General features: G+C 70.5%; 16 protein-coding genes and 1 tRNA gene. 3 read left to right on the top strand and 14 right to left on the bottom strand.

Annotation, left to right across the window (positions count from 1 at the left end):
- Positions 1-107: 107 nt before the first annotated feature.
- From G472_RS37425 to G472_RS0119725, 6 genes are all read right to left on the bottom strand, one after another.
- Positions 108-1331 carry a sensor histidine kinase gene (locus G472_RS37425; RefSeq protein WP_051341048.1) on the bottom strand — a complete coding sequence of 408 codons (1224 nt, stop codon included), beginning with the start codon at positions 1329-1331 and terminating at the stop codon, positions 108-110.
- The gene (locus G472_RS0119745) at positions 1328-2404 is read right to left on the bottom strand and encodes a cobalamin-dependent protein (protein ID WP_051341047.1); all 1077 of its coding nucleotides are present in this window, start codon (positions 2402-2404) and stop codon (positions 1328-1330) included. The genes G472_RS37425 and G472_RS0119745 overlap by 4 nt, the downstream gene beginning before the upstream one ends.
- Before the next feature lie 116 nt (positions 2405-2520).
- Positions 2521-2949, bottom strand: coding sequence for a response regulator (locus G472_RS0119740; protein WP_035693144.1), 429 nt, complete (start codon positions 2947-2949; stop codon positions 2521-2523).
- Positions 2950-3212: 263 nt separating this feature from the next.
- Positions 3213-4565, bottom strand: coding sequence for a PRC-barrel domain-containing protein (locus tag G472_RS37420; protein WP_051341046.1), 1353 nt, complete (start codon positions 4563-4565; stop codon positions 3213-3215).
- 127 nt (positions 4566-4692) lie between these two features.
- Positions 4693-5535, bottom strand: coding sequence for an MBL fold metallo-hydrolase (locus G472_RS0119730; RefSeq protein WP_029009760.1), 843 nt, complete (start codon positions 5533-5535; stop codon positions 4693-4695).
- A 106-nt stretch (positions 5536-5641) separates the two neighbouring features.
- A complete protein-coding gene (locus G472_RS0119725) occupies positions 5642-6505 on the bottom strand; it encodes a LysR family transcriptional regulator (RefSeq protein ID WP_029009759.1) in 864 nt (287 codons plus the stop codon).
- Positions 6506-6605: 100 nt separating this feature from the next.
- Here G472_RS0119725 and G472_RS0119720 point away from each other — a divergent pair, with 100 nt between their 5' ends.
- Positions 6606-7541 carry a DMT family transporter gene (locus G472_RS0119720; RefSeq protein WP_051341045.1) on the top strand — a complete coding sequence of 312 codons (936 nt, stop codon included), beginning with the start codon at positions 6606-6608 and terminating at the stop codon, positions 7539-7541.
- A gap of 43 nt (positions 7542-7584) precedes the next feature.
- On the opposite strand, the gene G472_RS0119715 is transcribed toward G472_RS0119720, so the two are convergent.
- Positions 7585-8367, bottom strand: coding sequence for a 3-hydroxybutyrate dehydrogenase (locus tag G472_RS0119715; protein ID WP_029009757.1), 783 nt, complete (start codon positions 8365-8367; stop codon positions 7585-7587).
- A 47-nt stretch (positions 8368-8414) separates the two neighbouring features.
- On the bottom strand, positions 8415-11762 hold the full coding sequence (locus G472_RS34380) for an AsmA family protein (RefSeq protein ID WP_084536791.1): 3348 nt from the start codon (positions 11760-11762) through the stop codon (positions 8415-8417).
- Positions 11763-11991: 229 nt separating this feature from the next.
- Here G472_RS34380 and G472_RS0119705 point away from each other — a divergent pair, with 229 nt between their 5' ends.
- Both G472_RS0119705 and G472_RS0119700 read left to right on the top strand, forming a co-directional pair.
- A complete protein-coding gene (locus tag G472_RS0119705) occupies positions 11992-12174 on the top strand; it encodes a DUF4169 family protein (RefSeq protein ID WP_029009756.1) in 183 nt (60 codons plus the stop codon).
- A 135-nt stretch (positions 12175-12309) separates the two neighbouring features.
- A complete protein-coding gene (locus G472_RS0119700) occupies positions 12310-13125 on the top strand; it encodes a DUF2189 domain-containing protein (RefSeq protein ID WP_029009755.1) in 816 nt (271 codons plus the stop codon).
- Positions 13126-13224: 99 nt separating this feature from the next.
- Here the strand turns inward: G472_RS0119700 and G472_RS0119695 are convergent.
- The 6 genes from G472_RS0119695 to G472_RS0119670 all read right to left on the bottom strand — a co-directional run bounded on the left by G472_RS0119695 (position 13225) and on the right by G472_RS0119670 (position 19527).
- Positions 13225-13300: transfer RNA gene (locus tag G472_RS0119695), tRNA-Lys, on the bottom strand.
- Positions 13301-13408: 108 nt separating this feature from the next.
- Positions 13409-15283, bottom strand: a complete 1875-nt coding sequence (gene mrdA / locus G472_RS0119690) for a penicillin-binding protein 2 (RefSeq protein ID WP_029009754.1) — start codon at positions 15281-15283, stop codon at positions 13409-13411.
- Positions 15284-15324: 41 nt separating this feature from the next.
- Complete coding sequence (mreD, locus tag G472_RS0119685; RefSeq protein WP_029009753.1) at positions 15325-15837, bottom strand: rod shape-determining protein MreD; 513 nt, start codon at positions 15835-15837, stop codon at positions 15325-15327.
- The gene (mreC, locus tag G472_RS0119680; protein ID WP_245593533.1) at positions 15834-16694 is read right to left on the bottom strand and encodes a rod shape-determining protein MreC; all 861 of its coding nucleotides are present in this window, start codon (positions 16692-16694) and stop codon (positions 15834-15836) included. Before mreC ends, mreD begins: the two co-directional genes overlap by 4 nt.
- Positions 16695-16812: 118 nt before the next feature.
- Positions 16813-17853, bottom strand: a complete 1041-nt coding sequence (locus tag G472_RS0119675; protein ID WP_029009751.1) for a rod shape-determining protein — start codon at positions 17851-17853, stop codon at positions 16813-16815.
- 111 nt (positions 17854-17964) lie between these two features.
- Positions 17965-19527: a 2-isopropylmalate synthase gene (locus tag G472_RS0119670; protein ID WP_029009750.1), complete on the bottom strand. Its 1563-nt coding sequence runs from the start codon at positions 19525-19527 to the stop codon at positions 17965-17967.
- Positions 19528-19536 lie beyond the last annotated feature (9 nt).

The following is a 19536-nucleotide window of genomic DNA, read 5'->3' as shown; positions in this document are numbered from 1 at the left end:
GGGCGGAACGGCGGCAGGCGCAAGGACAGTCCCCTTTGTATCCGGACGGCACGGAAGCGGCCGGCATGATTCCCGCAGCGGGCCGCCGATACAAGAGGAACGCAGCACTAATCCGTTCCGCCGGGGGGGCCGGCCGCGGGCAGGTCGATGGTGAAGGTGCTGCCCCGCCCCGGCGCGCTGTCGACCGCGATGGTGCCGCCGTGCGCCTCGACGATGCTGCGGCAGATGAACAGGCCCAGGCCGACCGACGAATCCCCGGCCAGCGCCTTGACCGACGTGCGGGCAAAGGGATGGAACAGCCCCTCCAGCTCCGCCGCGGGAATGCCGGGGCCCTGGTCGGCGACGGCGATCCGCACACCCGCACCCGCCGCGTCCACCGTCACGGTGATGCGGCCGCCGGACGGCGAGTGCTTGGCGGCGTTGGACAGCAGGTTGTTCATCACCTGCTCGATCCGCGGCGGGTCGATCGACACCGGCGGCAGAGCATCGGCGATCCGGCAGTCGATGGCGACGTCGCGCCCCTGCGCCAGGATGGTGTTCATGGCGACGTTGCGCCGGACCAGGTCACCCGCGTCCACCGGCCGGCACGTCAGCGTCAGCCGCCCCGCCCGCAGCGCCGACAGGGACAGCACGTCCTCGATGAGGTGGCGCATGAACAGGCTCGATTCCCGGATGCGGTCCAGCGCCATCAGGTCGCGCTCCTCCGCCCGGCCCTCCCACCGCTCCGACACCATGCGGGCGAAGCCGGCGATGACCTGAAGGGGAGTGCGCAGGTCGTGGGCCAGCATCCCGAGAAGGCGGGCCTTCTGCTCGTTGCTGGCCGCCAGCTCGGCGTTGGCCTTGGCCAGCTCGCGCTGGGCGGTGGCGAGCTGGCTGTTGAGGCTGGCCATCTCCCCGAACAGGGTTTCCATGCTGGGCATGGGCCGCACCGCGGCCGCGGGGGGTGCCGGCAGGGCGGACGGCGGCCGGTCGCGGTTCAGGTCCTCGAACAGGCGTACGGCGCAGGCGGGGCGCGCGGCGAGCGCCACCAGAACGCTGCGCCCCTGCGTACGTCCGGACACGTACACCAGCCGTGCACACCCCCGCAGCGTCACCTCCAGCACCCGGTCGTCGATGCGGCCATCGCGCAGCAGCGCCGCGAACAGCTCCAGACTGCGCCCGAAGGGGTCCGGACCGAACAGAACGGGAAACGGAGCATCCGGCCGATCCGGCAGGCCGGGCAGGCCGCCGCCCACGGCCCGGGAGGCGGTGATCCGCCCGTCGCGATCGCAGATCAGGACGGTGCCGCGCACCGCCTCCGGCTCGTCGGACGGTGGCCCGGCGCCGCTCACCGTGCCGCCTCCCCGGCCGGCGGCGGCAGGATGCCGACCAGCCGGCCGGCGATGCGCACCGCCTCGTCGGCGGCCCCGGCAAAGGCGTCGGCGCCCACCTTGTGCCAGAGGTCGCTGTCGATGTTGAAAGGGTATCCGCCGACCAGCACGTACGGCGGCGGGGCCGCCGCTTCGGCGCGCAGGGCACGGACCAGATCGGCCACGGCACCGATGTGTCCGGTGATGGTGGCGGATACCGCCAGCACGTCGGCCCGCCGTTCGCGCACCGTGCGCAGGATGGCGGGGGTCGGGGTGTTGGCCCCGACGTAATAGGTGTCCCAGCCGTCCATCTCGAAGAAATCGGCGACCATGCGGATGCCGATCTCGTGCTGTTCCCCGCTGATGCAGGTGGCCACCAGGGTGCGACCGATGCGGTGCCCGGAGAAGATCCGCGGATAGAGCATGCCCATGACCGCCTGGGTCGCCGCGGTGGCGAAATGCTCGTGCGCCACGCTGATGCGCCCGGTCTGCCACAGCCGCCCGACCTCTCGCATCGCCGGCTGGAAGACGTGCAGATACACGTCGCGCACCGGCAGCCCCGCCTCCACCCGGTCCACCACCAGGGTGGCGGCGCGCCGCCGGTCGCCCTCCAGCAGCGCTTCCAGATAGGCCGACGCCAGGTCGGCGTGGGGAGCATCGGGGGCGATCAACGGCGGCAGGTCGTCAGGTGCCCCGGGAAGTGCCTGCAGGGCCGCGGCGATGCAGGCCCGGGCCCGGCGGGCGGTCTCGCCGCCGATGGTGTCTTCCAGCACGTCGTCGAGGATGCGCAGGGACTCCTCCAGATCGGTCCACGGGATGCCCAGCCCGGCGAACAGGACCTTCACCCAGGCGACGTATTCTCGGAACAGCGCCGGGCTGTCCGCCGCCACCGCCTCGCTCAGGTACAGCAGATGATAGCCGATGTCCGCAACGCACTTCTCACGGCCGAACGGGCCGTACCGGTCCGGCAGATCCGGACGGCGTTCGTACAGGCGGTCGACCACGGTTCGGGCAAGGTCGCCGCGCCGTGCCTGGATGGACGAAGCGGAGTCCACGGGCCTGCCACTCCTCGGACGGCCGGCGGCAGGTCGCCGGCGCCTATGATCATTAGCGCTTTCGCCCGGACGATGCACGAGGCTTCGACGGGCTACGCACCCGGAGCGGCCGTGGATCAGGTGCGCTGCTGCAAGGCGAAGATGAGGCGCTTCACCAGATCGGCCTTGGCGATCGGTTTGACGAGATAGCCGGAGATACCGTAGGCGATGGCGCGTTTGACGGTTTCCGCCTCGCGGTGCACGGTCAGGACGATGACCGGTGTGCCGGCGTGCGGATTGCCGGTGGCGGTGCGCAGGGCGTGCAGAAGGTCCAGCCCACCCATGCGCGGCATGTCCAGGTCGCAAATGATCACGTCGACCTGGTTGCCCAGCTTGCGCAAATGGTCGAGAGCGCCGACGCCATCGGCCGCCTCCCACACCTCGCGCACATTCAGATCGCGCAACAGCCGGTAGATGAGCTTGCGCGTGAACGAGTCGTCCTCGACGAGCAGGACTCCCAGACTTTCGATGCCCCGCACCCGCTCCAGCCCTGCGCCGCCCGTCATCGTCCGCACCCCCGGTAGGAAACCGTGCCTCACCGCCGGGTTGAGGAGAAACCAAGCACCCGGCCTTTGTCCATGGGGAAGCGCCCGTGATGCGTGTTCATTCGTCGCCGGCCCTGCGGAATCGATGGAGCGCACCGCGATCGCCGCGGCGTCGGGTTGAACGGATGAAGCCGGTGCCTATGAGCGGGAACGAACGACGGGGGCACCGGGCCATGACCCGATGCCCCCGCCAATCGAGCTCCCCTGGCACGGGGGGTGCGCCGTTACCGGGTGCCGCGCTCGCGCAGCGATGTCATGGTGCCGTCGTTCTCGAACTCCTGCATCGCTTCGAGCTGCTCGCGCGTCGCATCGACCGTCAGCGCGTCGCGCGCGGGATCGAAGGACAGGCGGTTGTAGTCGAGAGCCACGTCGCGCTGGCCGATGCCGAGGAACCCGCCGATGCCGACGACCACCTGGTGAACGCGGCCGGACTGGGGATCGACGATCACGTCCTGAACGTCGCCGATGTTCTCACCGGCCGCCGAATGGACGTCACGCCCCATCAGGTCGTCGACGCTCATCCCGGCCGGCCAGCCGCGGATGCCGGTGTCACCGGCCGCCGCCGAATCCTGTCCGGGCTGGATGACGGCAAGGTCGGACTGGCTGCGATCCAGGGGCCGGGCCTGCTGATCGCTCTGCCGGTCGACCTGCACCTCGGCCTGTTCGGACTGCTCGACCCGGACCTCAGGCTGGCCCGACTGCTCGACGGCAACCTCCGGACGGGGCTGGTCGACCGTCACTTCGGGCTGCGGCTGCTGGACGGTCACCTCCGGACGGGGCTGCTGCACCGTCACCTCCGGGCGCGGCTGCTGCACCTGAACGTCCGGCTGCTGCGCCTGCACGGTCACCTCGGGTTCACGCTGCCGCACCGTCACCTCGGGCTCCGGCTGGCGAACCGTCACCTCCGGGCGGGGCTGGTGCACGGTCACCTCCGGCGGCGGCTGCTGCACCTGAACCTCCGGCTGGCGCTGCTGCACGGTCACCTCGGGCTGGCGCTGCTGCACCTGGACCTGAGGCTCCGGCTGCTGCACCGCGACCTGCGGCGGGGGCTGCCGGACGTCGATCTGAGGGTTGGCCTGCTCGACGCTGATCTGCGCCCCCTCGGCGTCGGAGCGCTGTTGGGCTCCGCCCTGCTCCTCCACCACGATGATCGTCGCCTCGACGTCCTCGATGGCCCGCATGCCCTCGTCGTTCACGGCGGAGCCGGACTCGATGGTGGCCATGGCCGTGCGGGAACGTTCCTCGAGCTGGGTGCCGACCTGCCGGTACGCATCGTCCTGCCGGAGATCCGCGGCCGCCTGCTCAAGCTGCCGTAGCGCGTCGTGAACGCGGTTGCGGGCCTGCTGGCCGGCGTCGCCGGGCTGCTGAAGGTCGGCGCGGGCCTGCTCCAGGTCCTCGCGCGCCTGACGGATGGTGTCCTTGGCCCGCCGGACTTCGGCCGACTCGGCCTGGCCGCCCGGCGCGGCCTGCTGAACGGTCTGGTTCGGCTGCGTCGGCTGAGCCTGCTGGGCCGCGGCAAGTCCCGGCATGGACAGGGACAGAACAACCGCAGTCGTCATGAGAAGTGCGGTGCGCATGGTGGTCTCCGACGATTGGTGTTCGTATGATCTTTGACGCTGCAACGCATCATTCCGCTGCCGGCGTCCAGCCCTGCGAACCGGAAACCCGGCGAATGGTTCCGCACCGATTCCTCAGCAACGATGCTCAGGCCGGCGGGCCGCCGGCCAGCAGATCCAGCGTCGTTCCCTCGCGCGCCGCGAACACCGGCGGCCAGACCGCCCGGGCCTCAGCCTCGATGGCGGCCATGGCCGCGTCGTCGTGGTCGGGATCATGATGGAACAGGGCAAGTCGCCCCACCCCCGCCCGCCGGCACAGCCGCACCCCTTCCGACCAGGTGGAATGCCCCCAGCCCACCCGCCGGGCGAACTCGTCGTCGGTGTAGGTGGCGTCGTAGACCACCAGGTCCGCACCGGCGATCAGATCGAGCACGGCGCGGTCGGGCGCACCCGGCACATGCTCCGTGTCGGTGACGTAGGCCAGGGAGCGGTCGGCCCAATCGATGCGGAAGGCCGTAGCTCCGTCGGGATGGTTGAGCGGCGCCGTGCGCACCCGCACCCCCTCGCCCAGGTCGAAGCTGTCGCCGGCCGTCACCTCCCGGAAGTTCAGGTCGCCGCCCATGGTGCGCAGCGGCACGGGGAACAGGGGCCGCTCCATCTGACGGGTCAGGGCGGTCTCGATGCCGGGGCCACCGTCGGCGCGGCCGCCGATGATGCGCAGGTCGAAGCCCGGCGTGTAGGCCGGCGCGAAGAACGGAAACCCGCTGATGTGGTCCAGGTGGGCGTGGCTGAGCAGCAGGGTTGCCGACCGCACCCCCTCCTTCACCAGCCGCCGCCCCGGCAGGCGCAGACCCGTACCGGCGTCGAGGAAGACGGTGTGGCCGGCCACGCGCACCTCGATGCACGCGGTGTTGCCGCCGAACTCCATGTGGGAGCGCAGGGGACAGGGCACCGTCCCGCGCACCCCCCAGAACGTCACGGTGTAGTCCATGCCCACCTCGCCGATCGGGATGGCATCCCCATCCTAACACCGAAAGCGCACAAGAAGGTCACGGCCGTAGCCGGGCTCTATGGCGTCAAACCCGCTTCCGTCTCGCTCAGGCGGGGCCGAACTCGGCCCGCCGTGCGTATATTCCGTCGGCGATGGCCTCGGCGACCGCGCAAACGCGCCGCGAAGCGGCAAGGTCGGCGTGAGTTACCATGAATACGGGACGCTCCATCACGCCGCCGTCGGGCAGATGCGCGGCAAGGAGGTTCAAGCCCGCGGGACGAGCGAGAAAGTGCGGCAAGACGGCAAGGCCGAGCCCCCGGCGCACCGCCTCGACTTGCGAGTCGAGCGTATTTACGGCGAATCGCGGCGCATCCGGCCCGGCGAAGGCGCGCGACCACGCGAGAACGGTACCGAGGCTGACCTGCTCGGGCCATGAGACATGCCGAGCCGGGCGCGCGCCGTCGGGCGGACCGTAGAGACCGAAGCCCATCACGACGAGTTGCCGCACGCGCAGATGGCCATGATCCGGGCGCAGCATCCGCAGTGCCAGATCGGCGTCGTGGCGATGCAGGTTCACCGCCTGCGTGCTGAACAGGATCTCAACATTCAGGCCGGAATGTGCCGCCATCAACGGCGCCAGCGCAGGCACCAGCAACGGCGTGATCAGGCTCTCGATGCTGGCGATGCGAACATGGCCGCGAATCCGGTCCTGCTCGCCGGCCGCCTGCCGCAACCCGCTCAGTGCCTCCTCGGCCGCTTCCGCGCGCGGCAGCAGCGCCGTGCCCTGATCGGTCAGGCTGTAACCACTCTGGTGGCGCAGAAAGAGCGGCACGCCGAGCGCGGACTCGAACCGTTCAATGCGGCGCGAAACGGTGGCCACGCCCGCGCGTAGCCGCCGGGCGGCGCCCGTCAGGCTGCCCTCGCGAGCGAGTGCGAGGAAAACACGCAGATCGTCCCAGTTCGGTTGCATGGTCTTCCGAAATCAGAAAACGGATTTCCTAAACCTTCCATATTCGGGCCGCCCGCGGAAGATGATAGTCGCGGGCAACACCAAGCCGAGGGCTTCTGCGATGTCCGACACACACCTGACCACCTGCCATAACCCGGACACACGGGCGCTGCTGCTGAGCGCGCTGGCCGCCGTGTTCTGGGGGACGAACTTCGAGGCCACACGGGTCGTGCTGACCGAGATGCCGCCATGGACAGCCGCCGCCCTGCGCTTCGCGATGGCGGCCGGCGCGGCTCTGCTGTGGCTGTGGCTGACGCGCGGCCTCGATCCCGGCGTACTGCGGCGCAACGCCGTGGCCTTCGTGACGCTGGGCCTGATCGGCGTCACCGGCTTCAACGCGGCGCTGTTTCTGGGGATGGAGACGTCCAGCCCCGTCGTCGCCGCCCTGATCATGGGGACGAGCCCGTTGACGACCAGCCTGCTCGACGCCCTCATCAACCGCCGCCGTCCGGCGGGGACTGCGCTCATCGGCATGGGGATCAGCCTGATGGGCGTTGCGTTGACGGTGGGAGCGTTATCCGGAGCGCGTTTCGCCTCCGGCGATCTGCTGATCGCGGGCGGCAGCCTCGCATGGGCGCTCTATTCCATCGGCTGCCGGCGTTGGGTGGCGGGTGCGGCGCCGCTGGAAACCACGGTCTGGACGATGATCTTCGGCGCAGCGGCGCTGATCCTGATTGCCTTCGCGGCGGAGAGCCCGCTGCGGCTGATGGCCGGGGCATCGCCCGTCTTCTGGCTGGCCAGCCTGCACATGGCACTGATCGGCTCGGTGCTGGCCTTCGTCTTCTGGCAGATCGGCATCGCCCGGCGTGGACCGGCGGCAACCTCGGTGCTGTTCAATCTCGTGCCGGTCTCGGCGCTTGCCGTGGCCGCGGGGTTCGGGCGGACACCCGGATGGTCGCAGGTGCTCGGCGTTGCCGTGGCGATCTTCGGCGTCTGGCTCGCCAGCCGGCCGAAGCGGGAACGCCCGGCGCCGGAACTCACGACACGATCCGCGTGATCGTACTACGCCCGGATTGCACCGTCTTCGGGTGCCCCGGGCGCTATTGCGCCGTCCAGCCCCCGTCCATCGGCAACGCCGTCCCGGTCATCTGCGCCGCCGCGTCGGAGCACAGGAACACCGCCAGCGCGCCGAGCTGGTCCGGCGTGACGAAGGCACCGGAGGGCTGCTTGGCGGACAGAAGCTCCGCCGCCGCCTCGGCCTCGGACAGGCCCTTTGCGGCGGCCAGGGCGTCCACCTGCTTCTGCACCAGCGGCGTCAGCACCCAGCCGGGGCAGATGGCGTTGCAGGTGATGCCGGTGCCCGCGGTTTCCAGCCCCACCACCTTGGTCAGCCCGACGACGCCGTGCTTGGCCGCCACATAGGCGGACTTGTCGCGCGAGGCGACGAGGCCGTGCGCCGAGGCGACGTTGATGATGCGCCCCCAGCCCCGCTCCTTCATCCCGGACAGCACAAGCCGGGTGCCGTGGAACACGGCGGAGAGATTGACGGCGATCACCGCGTCCCAGCGCTCCGGCGGGAAATCCTCCACCGGGCTGACGTGCTGGATGCCGGCGTTGTTGACGAGGACATCGACCTTCCCGAACGCCGCCTCCGCCCCGTCGATCAGCGCCTGCACCCCGGCGGGGGTCGACAGGTCGGCACCACTGTAGGCGACGCCCACGCCGCATGCGTCGGCCAGCCCGGCGCGCAACGCCTCCATCTCCGCCGCGTCGCCGAAGCCGTTGATCACCACATCGGCGCCGGCGCCGGCCAGCGCGCGGGCGATCCCCAGCCCGATGCCGCTGGTCGACCCGGTGATGACCGCTACCTTGCCCTTGAGCATTCTCGTGCCTTCCTCGTTCCCGTGCGCGCGACGGCGCTGTCCACCGTTCAACGCCGCAAGCCCTCGATCAGCCCGCGAATCACATCACGGGGCTGCGGCGGCGCGCTGCCGTTGGGTGTCGGCACGGGGACCGGCACGACGCCGGGCACGGCACGCTCCAGAACCGCACCGGCGGCCCGCCGCGCGATGAAGTCCTGAAGCTCCGCCATCTCGAAGGCGCGGGTCGGCCGGGCCAGCGGGCCGGTCAGCCGCACCGTCATGGGCGGCAGGTCCTGCGCCGCCTGCGGTTCCACGCGCACGCGCATGTCGATGGTGTCGGCCGGAAGATCCACCTGGCCGACGGCACTGGCCCGGCCGACGTCCGAAACCAGGAGCATGTCGTCGGTGCGGGCCACCCCTTCAACGATCCGGAACGTGCCGTCCAGCCGGGCGAAGCGGGTTTCTCCGCCCTGCAGGCCCCGCAGCACCGCCTCCAGCACATCCTGCGGCCGGTCCAGCCGGGCGCTCAGCCGGTCCCGCAGGGCCGACAGATCGAAGCCGCGGACCACGCCGTCGCGCGCCGCCACCCGCCCCTGACCGGACAGCCCGCCGAGCATGGCGGCCCGGCCCACGCCGGACGTGGTCAGGGTGGCGTCGAGGTCCACAAGGCCACCCGCCAGATCGACGGCGCCGTCGCCGATGGCCCGGGACAGCGCCGCCCCGACCACCGTCAGCTCCACCGCGGCCTCCGGCACCGTGCCGGCGGGAGCGGCGTAGCGCCCGCTGGCTCCCAGCTTGCCACCGTAAAAGTCGCTCTCGAACTGCCGCAGCGTCAGCACGCCGCCGTCCAGCGTGGCGGCCAGCGCGGCGTTCTCCATGCGCAGGCCGCCGGCCGTCAGCGCCGCCGCGGTCAGCCCCACCCGACCGTCGGCGGCTCGCAGCCAGGCGACGGCGTCGTCGCCGGCCGATGCCGGTGCCGTTGAGGGTGCCGGGCCGGCCGATTGCCCGCCTTTGCGCGGTGCGGCCGGTGGCGGCGCGGCGGCCGGGGCGGCGGTGAAGCGGGCAAGATCCAGTTCGCCGGTTTGCAGATCCGCCTCGATGCGCGGGCGTGCCCCGCCGGCGTCCACCCTGGCCTCGCCCGTGACGGCAGTGCCGGCGACCACGCCCTGGATCGCCGTCACGCCGAACGCGGCGGGCGACCCCGACACCTCGGCATAGAGGTCGAGCGGCCCCAGGGCGGACGGCACACCGTCGGTGAACAGGCGGGCGAGCTGCGCCAGCTCCGGGTGGGTGGCGCGCAGCTTCAGGTCGCCCGCCCCGGTCCCGCCGGGGCTCAGCGTGCCGCCGGCCTCCAGGGTGCCGCCGGCCGCGGTCAGCGTCAGCTCCAGCGCCACGTTCGCCGGGTCGCCGGCCAGGCGTCCCTGCAGGGTGACGGCCCCCAGGCGTTCCGGCGACGGGGCACCGGTCGGCCAGGACACGTAGCGAGTGAGGCCAGACAGGCTGGCCGCCTCGGCCGACACGGAAAGATGGGCGCCGCGCAACGGCGCTGCGCTCTCCACCTGGCCGGACAGCCGGGCCGACACCCCGGCCAGGTCGGCCACCCGCACGTCGCGCAGGGTCAGCTTGCCGGCGGCGGCGGCGGCGTCGACCCGCAGCCCGTCCACCGGCACCCCGCCGGCCACCAGGCTGCCGACCGACAGCTCCAGATTGGCGTCCACCTCCCGCAGCAGGCGCAGCGCCGGCGGCTCGGCGGCCGCGGACGCGCCCGTCCCGCCACCGCCGGTCCCGCTGCCCGATACCGTCCCGGCAATGGGACCGTAGGCGTCCAGGTTCAGCCGGTCGATGTCAAGACGCACGCCGAAGGCCGGGCGACCGTGGTCGGCATAGGCGATGGCACCGGTGATGCGGCTGGTATCGACCCGCAGGTCAAGGCCGCTGATGTCCACCCGCTCGGACTTGCCCTGGATGTGGGCGGCCAGCGACGCCTTGCGCAGCCGGTCGGCCGGAATGCCCGTGACGTCAATCCTCAGCCATTCCAGAACACCGCGCAGATTGTCCGCGTTCGACTCCACGCGCAGATCGAGGACCGGCTGGTTGCCCGCGGTCGTCAGCGATCCCGCCGCCACCAGGTCGGAGCCTCCGGGCAGCAGCGCGCTCAGCCGGTCGATGGCGAGGAGTCCGCCGGCCAGCGACGCCTCCAATCGGCCCTGGCGGACCACGCCGCCGTTGTAGCTGACGCCGTCGACCGCCAGGTCGAGGCGCGCCGTCATGCCATCGGGCAATTCCAGGCCGAAGGGGGTTCCCGCGGCGGCACCCGGCCCCGCACCCGCCCCCGCCGCCCCCGCACCCGACACCGCCGCGGCCCGCCCGCCCGACGGGGGGGCCGCCGGCGGGGTGGCACCCGCCTGGCGCAGCCAGGCATCCACGTCCAGCCGGTTGACCGCCAGCGTCAGGTCCAGGTGTTGCGGCGCCCGGGGCCGCAGCCCGGCGGTGCCGGAAGCGCGGGTGTCGCCGACCTGCATCTCCAGCGCCGCGAAATTGACGGCCGACGCCGTGACCTCCAGTGTGGTGCGCAGCCCGAAGGGCTGGGCCAGCGCCACCGGCGGCCGCCCCCCGGCCCCCCCGAACGCCGCCGCCACCCGCGACAGGTCGGTGCCTTCGGCGCGCAGGTCGCCCTGGGCGCGGGTCCCTTCCTTTCCGGCGTTGATGATGCCGGCGAACCGCATGGTCGCGTCGGTGTCGGCCAGGGCCACCGAAACCCGCAGGGGCACCGCCGCGGCTTCCGCAAAGCGGCCGGCGGTCAGTTCGCCGGTCATGGGAATGCCGCGCAGACGGAAGGCGCCTTCGATCTGGAACGGCCCGGCGATGCTGCCGGCGACGACGCGGGCGTTGACGGCCTCCACCCGCTCGTGCCGTCCGGACAAGGCGTCGCGGTAGAGAACGGTGCCGTTTTCGATGCTGACCCGATCGAAACTGATGGCCGAGGCCAGCCCCTCGCCGGGCATCGGTCCGCCCGCGGCGCGCGCGGCACCTCCGAGGTCCCAGTTGAAGCGGCCATCGGCAAGCACCTCGAAGACGATGGTCGGCTCCACCAGGGTCACCCGCTCCACCTGGATGCGGCCGCCCAGCAGGGGCATCAGGGCCACCTGGACATCCAGCCGCTTCAGGCGGATCATGTCCGGCTCCTCCGCACCCGGCAGGCTGGCCAGGCGCGCGTCGCCGACGGTCAGGGCGGGATGGGGCAGCAGGGACAGGCGGATGTCGCCGTCCAGCTCCACCGCGCGGCCGGTCACGGCGCCCAGGCGGGCGGCGATCTCTCCCTTGTAGGCGTTCCAGTCGACCAGACCCGGCGCCACGAGGACGGCGCCCAGCAGGACCGCAAGCACGACAAGGCTGGTCACAAGAATCTTCTTCACCGGTCGTCCATCGCCCATATCGGCACGTTTCGTCATCAGCCCGTCTGGCCGCAGCACCATGCGCCCGCACACCGGCCACGGCAAGCCCCCCGGGCGCACGGGTACGGCCCGCACGCCGGCTTCTCGCCCGCAGCCTGTTGGGCTAAGCTATCGGACGGCAGAAGAACTGGCAAATCGGGCATTCCCACGGCACGAACCGCCGGAACACCGACAGGGCGCGGAGGACGGCATGGGCGAAATCGTCAATCTGAACCGCTACCGCAAAGCGCAGGACCGCCTCCGTCAACAGAAGGAGGCGGAGGAGAACCGCGTGCGATTCGGCCGAACCAGGGACGAGAAGGTGAAGGAGCGCGCGGAGCGGGAACGCCGGGACCGCGAACTCGACGGCCACAGGCGCGACGACCCGGAGTGACGCCGGATCGTCGCACTGCGCGACAGGTCCACCCCTGTTACTGTTCGTTAGGCAGATCATCTGGCGCAGGATGCGACAAAGTGTTATGCTGACGGAACAGAACGGTGTCCAACCAAAACGGGGAGAGATGGCACCATGGTCGACCTTGCGACGCATCCTGTTCCACCCCGCAGCGGCGGCACGGAAGCCGCCCCGTCCCGCTTCACCCCGGACATCCGGGCGATCGACACCGGCCGCCCCTGGGTCTGGTTGAACGCAGCCTGGCGCGACATTGCCGCGGCTCCGGCCATCAGCTTCACTTACGGCGTGCTGGCCGTGGTCTCCAGCGTCCTGCTGGTCTTCGGCCTGGCGGCCAACGACCTGCACTATCTGATCCTTCCCTTGGCGGCGGGCTTCATGCTGGTGGGCCCGGTGCTGGCGGTCGGCCTGTACGAGGCCAGCCGGCAACTGGAATCCGGCGGGCGGCCCACGCTGATCTCGGTTCTGAGCGCCTACCACCGCAACGGCACGCAGATTGCCGCCATCGGCCTGGTGCTGATGCTGGCCCTGCTCGCGTGGATCCGGGTGGCCTTCCTGGTCTTCGCGATCTTCTTCGGCAGCGAGCCGCCGGCGCTGGACATGCTGGTCAGCCGCATCTTCTTCTCGGTCGAGACCATTCCGTTCCTGCTGACCGGCACGGCCATCGGCGCGGTGATCGCCACGGCGGTGTTCGCCCTCAGCGTCGTGTCGCTGCCCATGCTGCTCGACCGGGATACGGACGTCTTCACCGCCATCGTGACCAGCATCGCCGCGGTCCGGAAGAACTGGCGGGCCATGGCGGTCTGGGCGGCGCTGATCGCCCTGTTCACCGCCGCCGGCATCGCCACCGGCTTCATCGGCCTGGCACTGGCCTTCCCGCTGATCGGCCACGCGTCGTGGCACTGCTACCGCGACGTGGTCGGCCGAAGCTGATACGGCCGGAACGCGCACGGCTGCGGACCCGCCGGTTCGCGGCCGTGCGTCACGCGAATGCCGCGTGCGCCCGAGGCGAAGACTGTCTCATGGGGAAGATGGTGGGTGCACAAGGACTCGAACCTTGGACCCGCTGATTAAGAGTCAGCTGCTCTACCAACTGAGCTATGCACCCTTCCCGCCCCGTCCGGAGCGTGGTCCGCCGGGGAGGTCGGCGTTATAGCCGAGGCGATCGGGCTTGTCGACAGAAAACGTCGACGCCATGCCCGGACCGGCCGGTGGATCAGCCGCGTCCGGCGCCGGTGCCGAAGGGGGGCGGCGCATCGGCCACGGAGGCGCGGCCGGGATCGCGCTTCTGGCACTCCAGGAGCACGTCGCGGGCAATGGGCGCCGCCACCGCCGAGCCGCCGCCGCCGTGCTCCACGATGACCGAACAGGCGTAGCGCGGCGCGTGGACCGGCGCATAGGCCACGAACAGGGCGTGGTCGCGTTCGCGCCATGGCCGGTTCTCGTTCTTGATCACACCGCCGGCGCGCTCGGCCATGGTGATGCGGCGGACCTGGGCGGTGCCGGTCTTGCCCGCCAGCTCCATCCCCGGTTCGGTGATGCGCGCCTTGAAGCCGGTGCCGTTGGGGCTGTTCGACACCTCGTTCATGCCGCGCAGAATGACGTCCAGGTTCTCCTTCTTCACGCCGATGGCCGGCCACGTGGTCTGCTCGTGGGGGCCCAGCTTGATCTGCTTGGTCAGGTGCGGCTTGACCGCATAGCCGCCGTTGGCCATGCGGGCCGTCATCACCGCAAGCTGCAAGGGGGTGGAGAGGACATAGCCCTGCCCGATGGAGGCCACCAGCGTCTCGCCCGGCTGCCAGGAGGTGCCGAGCTGCGCCAGCTTCCAGTCGCGGGTGGGGATCAGGCCCGGCCGCTCGTGGGGCAGGTCGAGCCCCAGGGGCTGGCCCAGGCCGAAGCGGTTGGACATCTCGGCAATGCGATCGACGCCGATGCGGCGCGCCACGTCGTAGAAGAACACGTCGCAGGAATGGCGCAGGGCGCCGACCATGTCGACGGTGCCGTGGCCGCCGCGCTTCCAGCAGTGGAACCGGTGGTCGCCCAGGTCCATGTGGCCGGGGCAGAACGTCGTGTGACGGGGGCTGATCAGGCCGGATTCCAGCGCGGCCAGCGCCACCACCATCTTGAAGGTGGAGCCCGGCGCGTACTGCCCCGCCACCGCCTTGTTGGACAGCGGCGTGGTGGGGTTGGACAGCAGCTCCTCCCACAGCTCGGCGCTGATTCCCATGGGGAACTGGTTGGGGTCGTAGCTGGGGTGGGAGGCCAGGGCGTAGATGCCGCCGGTGTGGACGTCCATCACGACGCAGGCCGCGCTCTGCTCCTGCGACAGGCGGGTCTGGACGAACTGCTGCAGGCCGATGTCGATGGTGAGCTGCACCTCGCGGCCCGGCTGCCCCTCGTCGCGCGACAATTCACGGATCACGCGGCCCACCGCGTTGACTTCGAGCTGGCTGGTGCCGGCGGTGCCGCGCAGCGCCTTCTCGTGATACTTCTCGATCCCGCTCTTGCCGATGCGGAAGCCCGGCAGCGACAGCACGGGGTCGCCGTTCAGCTCCGCCTCCGACACGGCGCCGACGTACCCCATCACATGCGCGATGGAGTCGGCGAAGGGATAATGGCGCAGTTCCCCCACCTCGATGGAGACGCCGGGAAGGTCGGGGGTGTTCAGCTCGATGGTGGCGACCTGGTCCCAGGTCAGGTTCTCGCGCACGGTCACCGGAACGTAGCGGCGCTTCTTCTGCACCTCGCGCAGGACGCGCCGGCGGTCGGCCTCGGTCAGCGGCACGATGCGGGCGATCTTATCCAGCGTCTCGGGCACGCTGCGGGTGCGCTCCGCCACCACCACGACGCGGTAGTTCTGCTGGTTTATGGCAAGCGGAATCCCGAACCGGTCGACGATCGGCCCGCGCGACGGCGCCACCAGACGCAGGCTGATGCGGTTCTCCTCCGCCAGCATCGTGTAGCGCTGCGACTCGACGACCTGGAGGTAGTAGAGACGGCCGACCAGCGTCGACAGCAGCCCCACCTTCAGTCCGCCCAGCAGCAGGGTGCGCCGGGTCAGGCTGCGGTAGCGGTCGGTGTCGCGGTCCATCGACGATCCTCCCCTCATGGGTCCGATCCTTCCCGCCCGGCTCACGGCTGCAAAAAAGCGCGGTGGATGCGGATGAACAGCCACGCGAACAGCGGGAACAGGACGATGGTCAGCAGCGCCTGATGAAAGCCCGCGTCCATCGGAAGCACCGTTGCATAATAGGCACTCAGGGCCGCCCATTGAAGCAGCGCCGCGCCCAGCGCGATCATGACGAACCCGAACCACAGCAGTGCGAAGGTGCTGGCCAGGAAGAAGCGGCGCTGGCTGAGCACCACCCAGTAGGCCGCCACCAGCACCAGCGCGTTCATGCCCAGCGGCGCGCCGCTCAACAGGTCCTCCAGCAGGCCGATGGCGAAGACCGCCAGCGGGCGCAGCAGGTCAGGGCGATGGATCACCCAATAATACACCGACATCAGCGTCAGCGCCGGTGCCACCTGGGTGTAGGCGGGGATGTGCAGCGGCACCATGGCGACCAGGACCAGCATCACGGTGACCGCGAACGGCGCCAGGTTGCGCCCGGCCCGGTCCAGGCGCTGCCACAGGGTGAGGGTCATTTCCACGCGTCGGCGCTTTGCGTTCCGTCGCCGGTCCCCTCACCCGCCGGCGGCGTGCCGAACTCCACCAGGCGCAGATGCTCCACCCGCGACAGATCGGCGATGGGGGTCACCTTGACGCCGCGGTCCCCCACCGAGGCGATGATGCCGATGGGAATGCCCGGCGGGAACAGCCCGCCGTGGCCGGAGGTCACCACCCGCTCGCCGGCCGCCACCGGCGCCTCCGGCGGCAGGTACATCAGCCGGGGCTGGTCGGTGTTGTCGCCGACCAGCACCGCGCGCAGGCGGGAGCTTTCCAGCGTCACGGGAATGCGGGAGTTGATGTCGGTGATCAGCAGCACCCGCGACGACCACTCCCCCACCTCGACGACCCGCCCGACCATCCCCGGCCCGGTGATCGCCGCCTGGCCCTTGCGCACGCCGTCCCGCCGGCCGGCCGTCACCACCAGCGTGCGGAAGAACGAGCCGCCGGGCGCGGCGATGACGCGGGCCGTGATGAAGGAAGCCGCCGGTTCCGGCGCGAAGTTCAGCAGGGTGCGCAGGCTGGCGTTCTCCGCCTCCATGCGCAGGGCCGCCTGCTTCCATTGCAGCAGGCGGGCGTTCTCGGAGCGCAGGCGCTGGTTCTCTTCGAAGACGTTGCGGATCTCCACCACCGATTCGACGGCCCGCGCGGCGGTCGCGGCCGGCCGGGACAGGGCGTCGAGAATCGGTGCGAAGGCGTCCGTCACCCGGGAGCGCAGGTTGTCGACGAGCACCGCGTCCACCTTCCCGGTCATCATCAACGCCACCGAGACGAGGACCAGCAAAAGGAAGGAAAAACGCTGAGCCAACGCCCGTAGCGGTGCCGCAAGTCGCACGACGGATCCGGAGGTTCTTGACTTCACTGGATGGTCCCGTCCAGGAATACGGACTTCCACCGCACGAGAGCGGTCTCAAGGCGAATAGGCGTCTGGATTATCCCTAAGGATTACACAATCAATAGGCGCTGACCAGAACGTTTTTCAGTGTCTTCATTTCTTCCAGCGCACGGCCGGTGCCCAGCGCCACGCAGCTCAGCGGATCGTCGGCGATCGACACCGGCAGGCCCGTGGCGTGCCGCAGCACGAAGTCCAGGTTGCCCAGCAGGGCTCCGCCGCCGGTCAGCACGATCCCCTTGTCGACGATGTCCGCGGCCAGTTCGGGCGCCGTGTGTTCCAGCGCCACCTTCACCGCCTCGACGATGGCCGACACCGGTTCCGCCAGGGACTCGGCGATCTGGCGTTCGGAGATGATCAGTTCCTTGGGCACGCCGTTCATCAGGTCGCGGCCCTTGATCTCCAGGATGCGGCCCTCGCCGTCCTCCGGCGGGCAGGCGGAGCCGATCTCCTTCTTGATCCGCTCGGCCGATCCTTCACCCACCAGCAGGTTGTGGGCGCGGCGGATGTAGCCGATGATCGCCTCGTCCATCTTGTCGCCGCCCACCCGCACCGAGCGCGAGTAGACGATGCCGCCCAGCGACAGCACGGCCACCTCGGTGGTGCCGCCGCCGATGTCGACGACCATGGAGCCGGTCGGCTCGGTCACCGGCAGGCCGGCGCCGATGGCGGCGGCCATGGGCTCCTCGATCAGGAAGACGCGGCGCGCCCCGGCGGCCTCGGCCGACTCCTGGATGGCGCGGCGCTCCACCGCGGTCGAGCCCGATGGCACGCAGATGATGACCTGCGGGCTGGCGAAGCTGCGGCGGTTGTGCACCTTCCGGATGAAGTGCTTGATCATCTCCTCGGCGACTTCGAAGTCGGCGATGACACCGTCGCGCAAGGGGCGGATGGCCTGGATGTTGCCGGGCGTGCGGCCCAGCATCATCTTGGCCTCGTCGCCGACCGCAAGCACCTGCTTCTTGCCGCGCACATTGGCAATAGCGACGACGGACGGTTCGTTGAGAACGATTCCGCGGCCCTTGACGTAGACCAGGGTGTTGGCCGTCCCCAGATCGATCGCCATGTCGGCGGACAGAACGCCGAGCAGTTTGGAAAGCATGGACCCGACTAGCTCTTCCTGTTGAGACGGCCTGACCGGAAGCCATTGCCGACGATCACGGTGGATCGCCGGCAACGGCCAAGGGTTCCATAGACGAACGCTCTGCCCCGCTCAAGCGGAGAGTGCGTCCGGTGCGGCCTTCTGGCGTTTGACCAAAAGTTTGTTCAGGGCATGGACGTAGGCGCGGGCCGACGCCACGAGGGTGTCGCTGTCGGCGCCCTGTCCGTTCACGGTCCGCCCGTCCTCCTCCAGCCGCACCGTGACCTCGGCCTGGGCGTCGGTTCCGGCGGTGACCGCGTGGACCTGGTAGAGCTGAAGGCGCGCGGTGTGGGGGACCAGGGCGGCGATGGCGTTGAAGGTGGCGTCGACCGGCCCGTTGCCGGTCGCCGTCGTGGCGCGCGGCTGCCCGTCCACCACCAGCTCCAGGGTGGCCGTCTGCGGCCCGCGGGAACCGGCGACGACCTCCAGCGCCACGAAGCGGATGCGGTCGGCCTCGTGGCCGATCTCGTCGTCGACCAGCGCCACGATGTCCTCGTCAAAGACGTCCTTCTTCTTGTCCGCCAGGTCCTTGAAGCGCTTGAACGCCTCGTCCAGCTCGGTGTCGGGCAGCTCGTAGCCCAGCTCGCGCAGCTTGGTGCGGAAAGCGTTGCGCCCGGAATGCTTGCCCATCACCAGCGTCGAGCGGTTCAGCCCCACCGACTCCGGCGTCATGATCTCGTAAGTCCCGGCGTGCTTGAGCATGCCGTCCTGGTGGATGCCGGATTCGTGGGCGAAGGCGTTGGCGCCGACGATGGCCTTGTTGGGCTGCACCACGAAGCCGGTCACCGCCGAGACGAGGCGGGACGCCTTCATGATCGCCTCGGTGTGGATGTTGGTCCGGTAGGGGAGCCGGTCGGCGCGCGTGCGCAGCGCCATCACGATCTCCTCCAGGGCGGCGTTGCCGGCGCGCTCGCCCAGGCCGTTGATGGTGCACTCCACCTGGCGGGCGCCGTTGGCCACCCCGGCCAGGGAGTTGGCCACCGCCAGCCCCAGGTCGTTGTGGCAATGGACCGACACGATGGCCTTGTCGATGTTGGGCACCCGGTCGAACAGCATGGCGATCAGGGCGCCGAACTCGTCGGGCACCGCATAGCCCACGGTGTCGGGGATGTTGATGGTGCGCGCGCCGGCGGCGATCGCCGCCTCAACGCAGCGGCACAGGAAATCATGCTCGGTCCGCGCCCCGTCCTCGGCCGACCATTCCACGTCGTCCACCAGGGAGCGGGCCAGCGTGACGCTGTCGCGCACCGTCTGCACCACCGCGTCCGGCTCCATCTGCAGCTTGTACTTCATGTGCAGCGGGCTGGTGGAGATGAAGGTGTGGATGCGCTTGCGCGCCGCCGGGGCCAGCGCCTCGGCGCAGCGCTCGATGTCGCGCCGCGTGGCGCGGGCGAGGCCGCAGACGGTGGAGGTGCTGATGATGCCGGCGATCGCCTGCACCGCCTCGAAGTCGCCCTGCGAGGCCACGGGGAACCCCGCCTCGATGACGTCCACCCCCATCTCCTCCAGCACCAGGGCGATGCGCCGCTTCTCCTCCAGGTTCATGGAGGCGCCGGGGGACTGCTCGCCGTCGCGCAGCGTCGTGTCGAAGATGACGACCGTATCGCCGGCGCCGTCGCTCAGGGGTGTGGTCATGGGCTTCGG

This window comes from Azospirillum halopraeferens DSM 3675, assembly GCF_000429625.1.
Classification (GTDB): Bacteria; Pseudomonadota; Alphaproteobacteria; order Azospirillales; family Azospirillaceae; genus Azospirillum; species Azospirillum halopraeferens.
Note: the sequence above shows the minus strand (reverse complement) of the source record. Positions and strands in the feature narration are given on the sequence as shown.

Coding starts and splice junctions, on each gene's coding strand:
- G472_RS0119740 (WP_035693144.1), bottom strand. CDS start 2,949: ATGACGGGCGGCGCAGGGCTGGAGCGGGTGCGGGGCATCGAAAGTCTG.
- G472_RS0119700 (WP_029009755.1), top strand. CDS start 12,310: ATGGTCGACCTTGCGACGCATCCTGTTCCACCCCGCAGCGGCGGCACG.
- G472_RS0119730 (WP_029009760.1), bottom strand. CDS start 5,535: ATGGACTACACCGTGACGTTCTGGGGGGTGCGCGGGACGGTGCCCTGT.
- G472_RS0119675 (WP_029009751.1), bottom strand. CDS start 17,853: ATGCTTTCCAAACTGCTCGGCGTTCTGTCCGCCGACATGGCGATCGAT.
- G472_RS0119715 (WP_029009757.1), bottom strand. CDS start 8,367: ATGCTCAAGGGCAAGGTAGCGGTCATCACCGGGTCGACCAGCGGCATC.
- G472_RS0119705 (WP_029009756.1), top strand. CDS start 11,992: ATGGGCGAAATCGTCAATCTGAACCGCTACCGCAAAGCGCAGGACCGC.
- G472_RS37420 (WP_051341046.1), bottom strand. CDS start 4,565: ATGCGCACCGCACTTCTCATGACGACTGCGGTTGTTCTGTCCCTGTCC.
- G472_RS0119720 (WP_051341045.1), top strand. CDS start 6,606: ATGTCCGACACACACCTGACCACCTGCCATAACCCGGACACACGGGCG.
- mreD (WP_029009753.1), bottom strand. CDS start 15,837: ATGACCCTCACCCTGTGGCAGCGCCTGGACCGGGCCGGGCGCAACCTG.
- G472_RS0119670 (WP_029009750.1), bottom strand. CDS start 19,527: ATGACCACACCCCTGAGCGACGGCGCCGGCGATACGGTCGTCATCTTC.
- G472_RS0119725 (WP_029009759.1), bottom strand. CDS start 6,505: ATGCAACCGAACTGGGACGATCTGCGTGTTTTCCTCGCACTCGCTCGC.
- mrdA (WP_029009754.1), bottom strand. CDS start 15,283: ATGGACCGCGACACCGACCGCTACCGCAGCCTGACCCGGCGCACCCTG.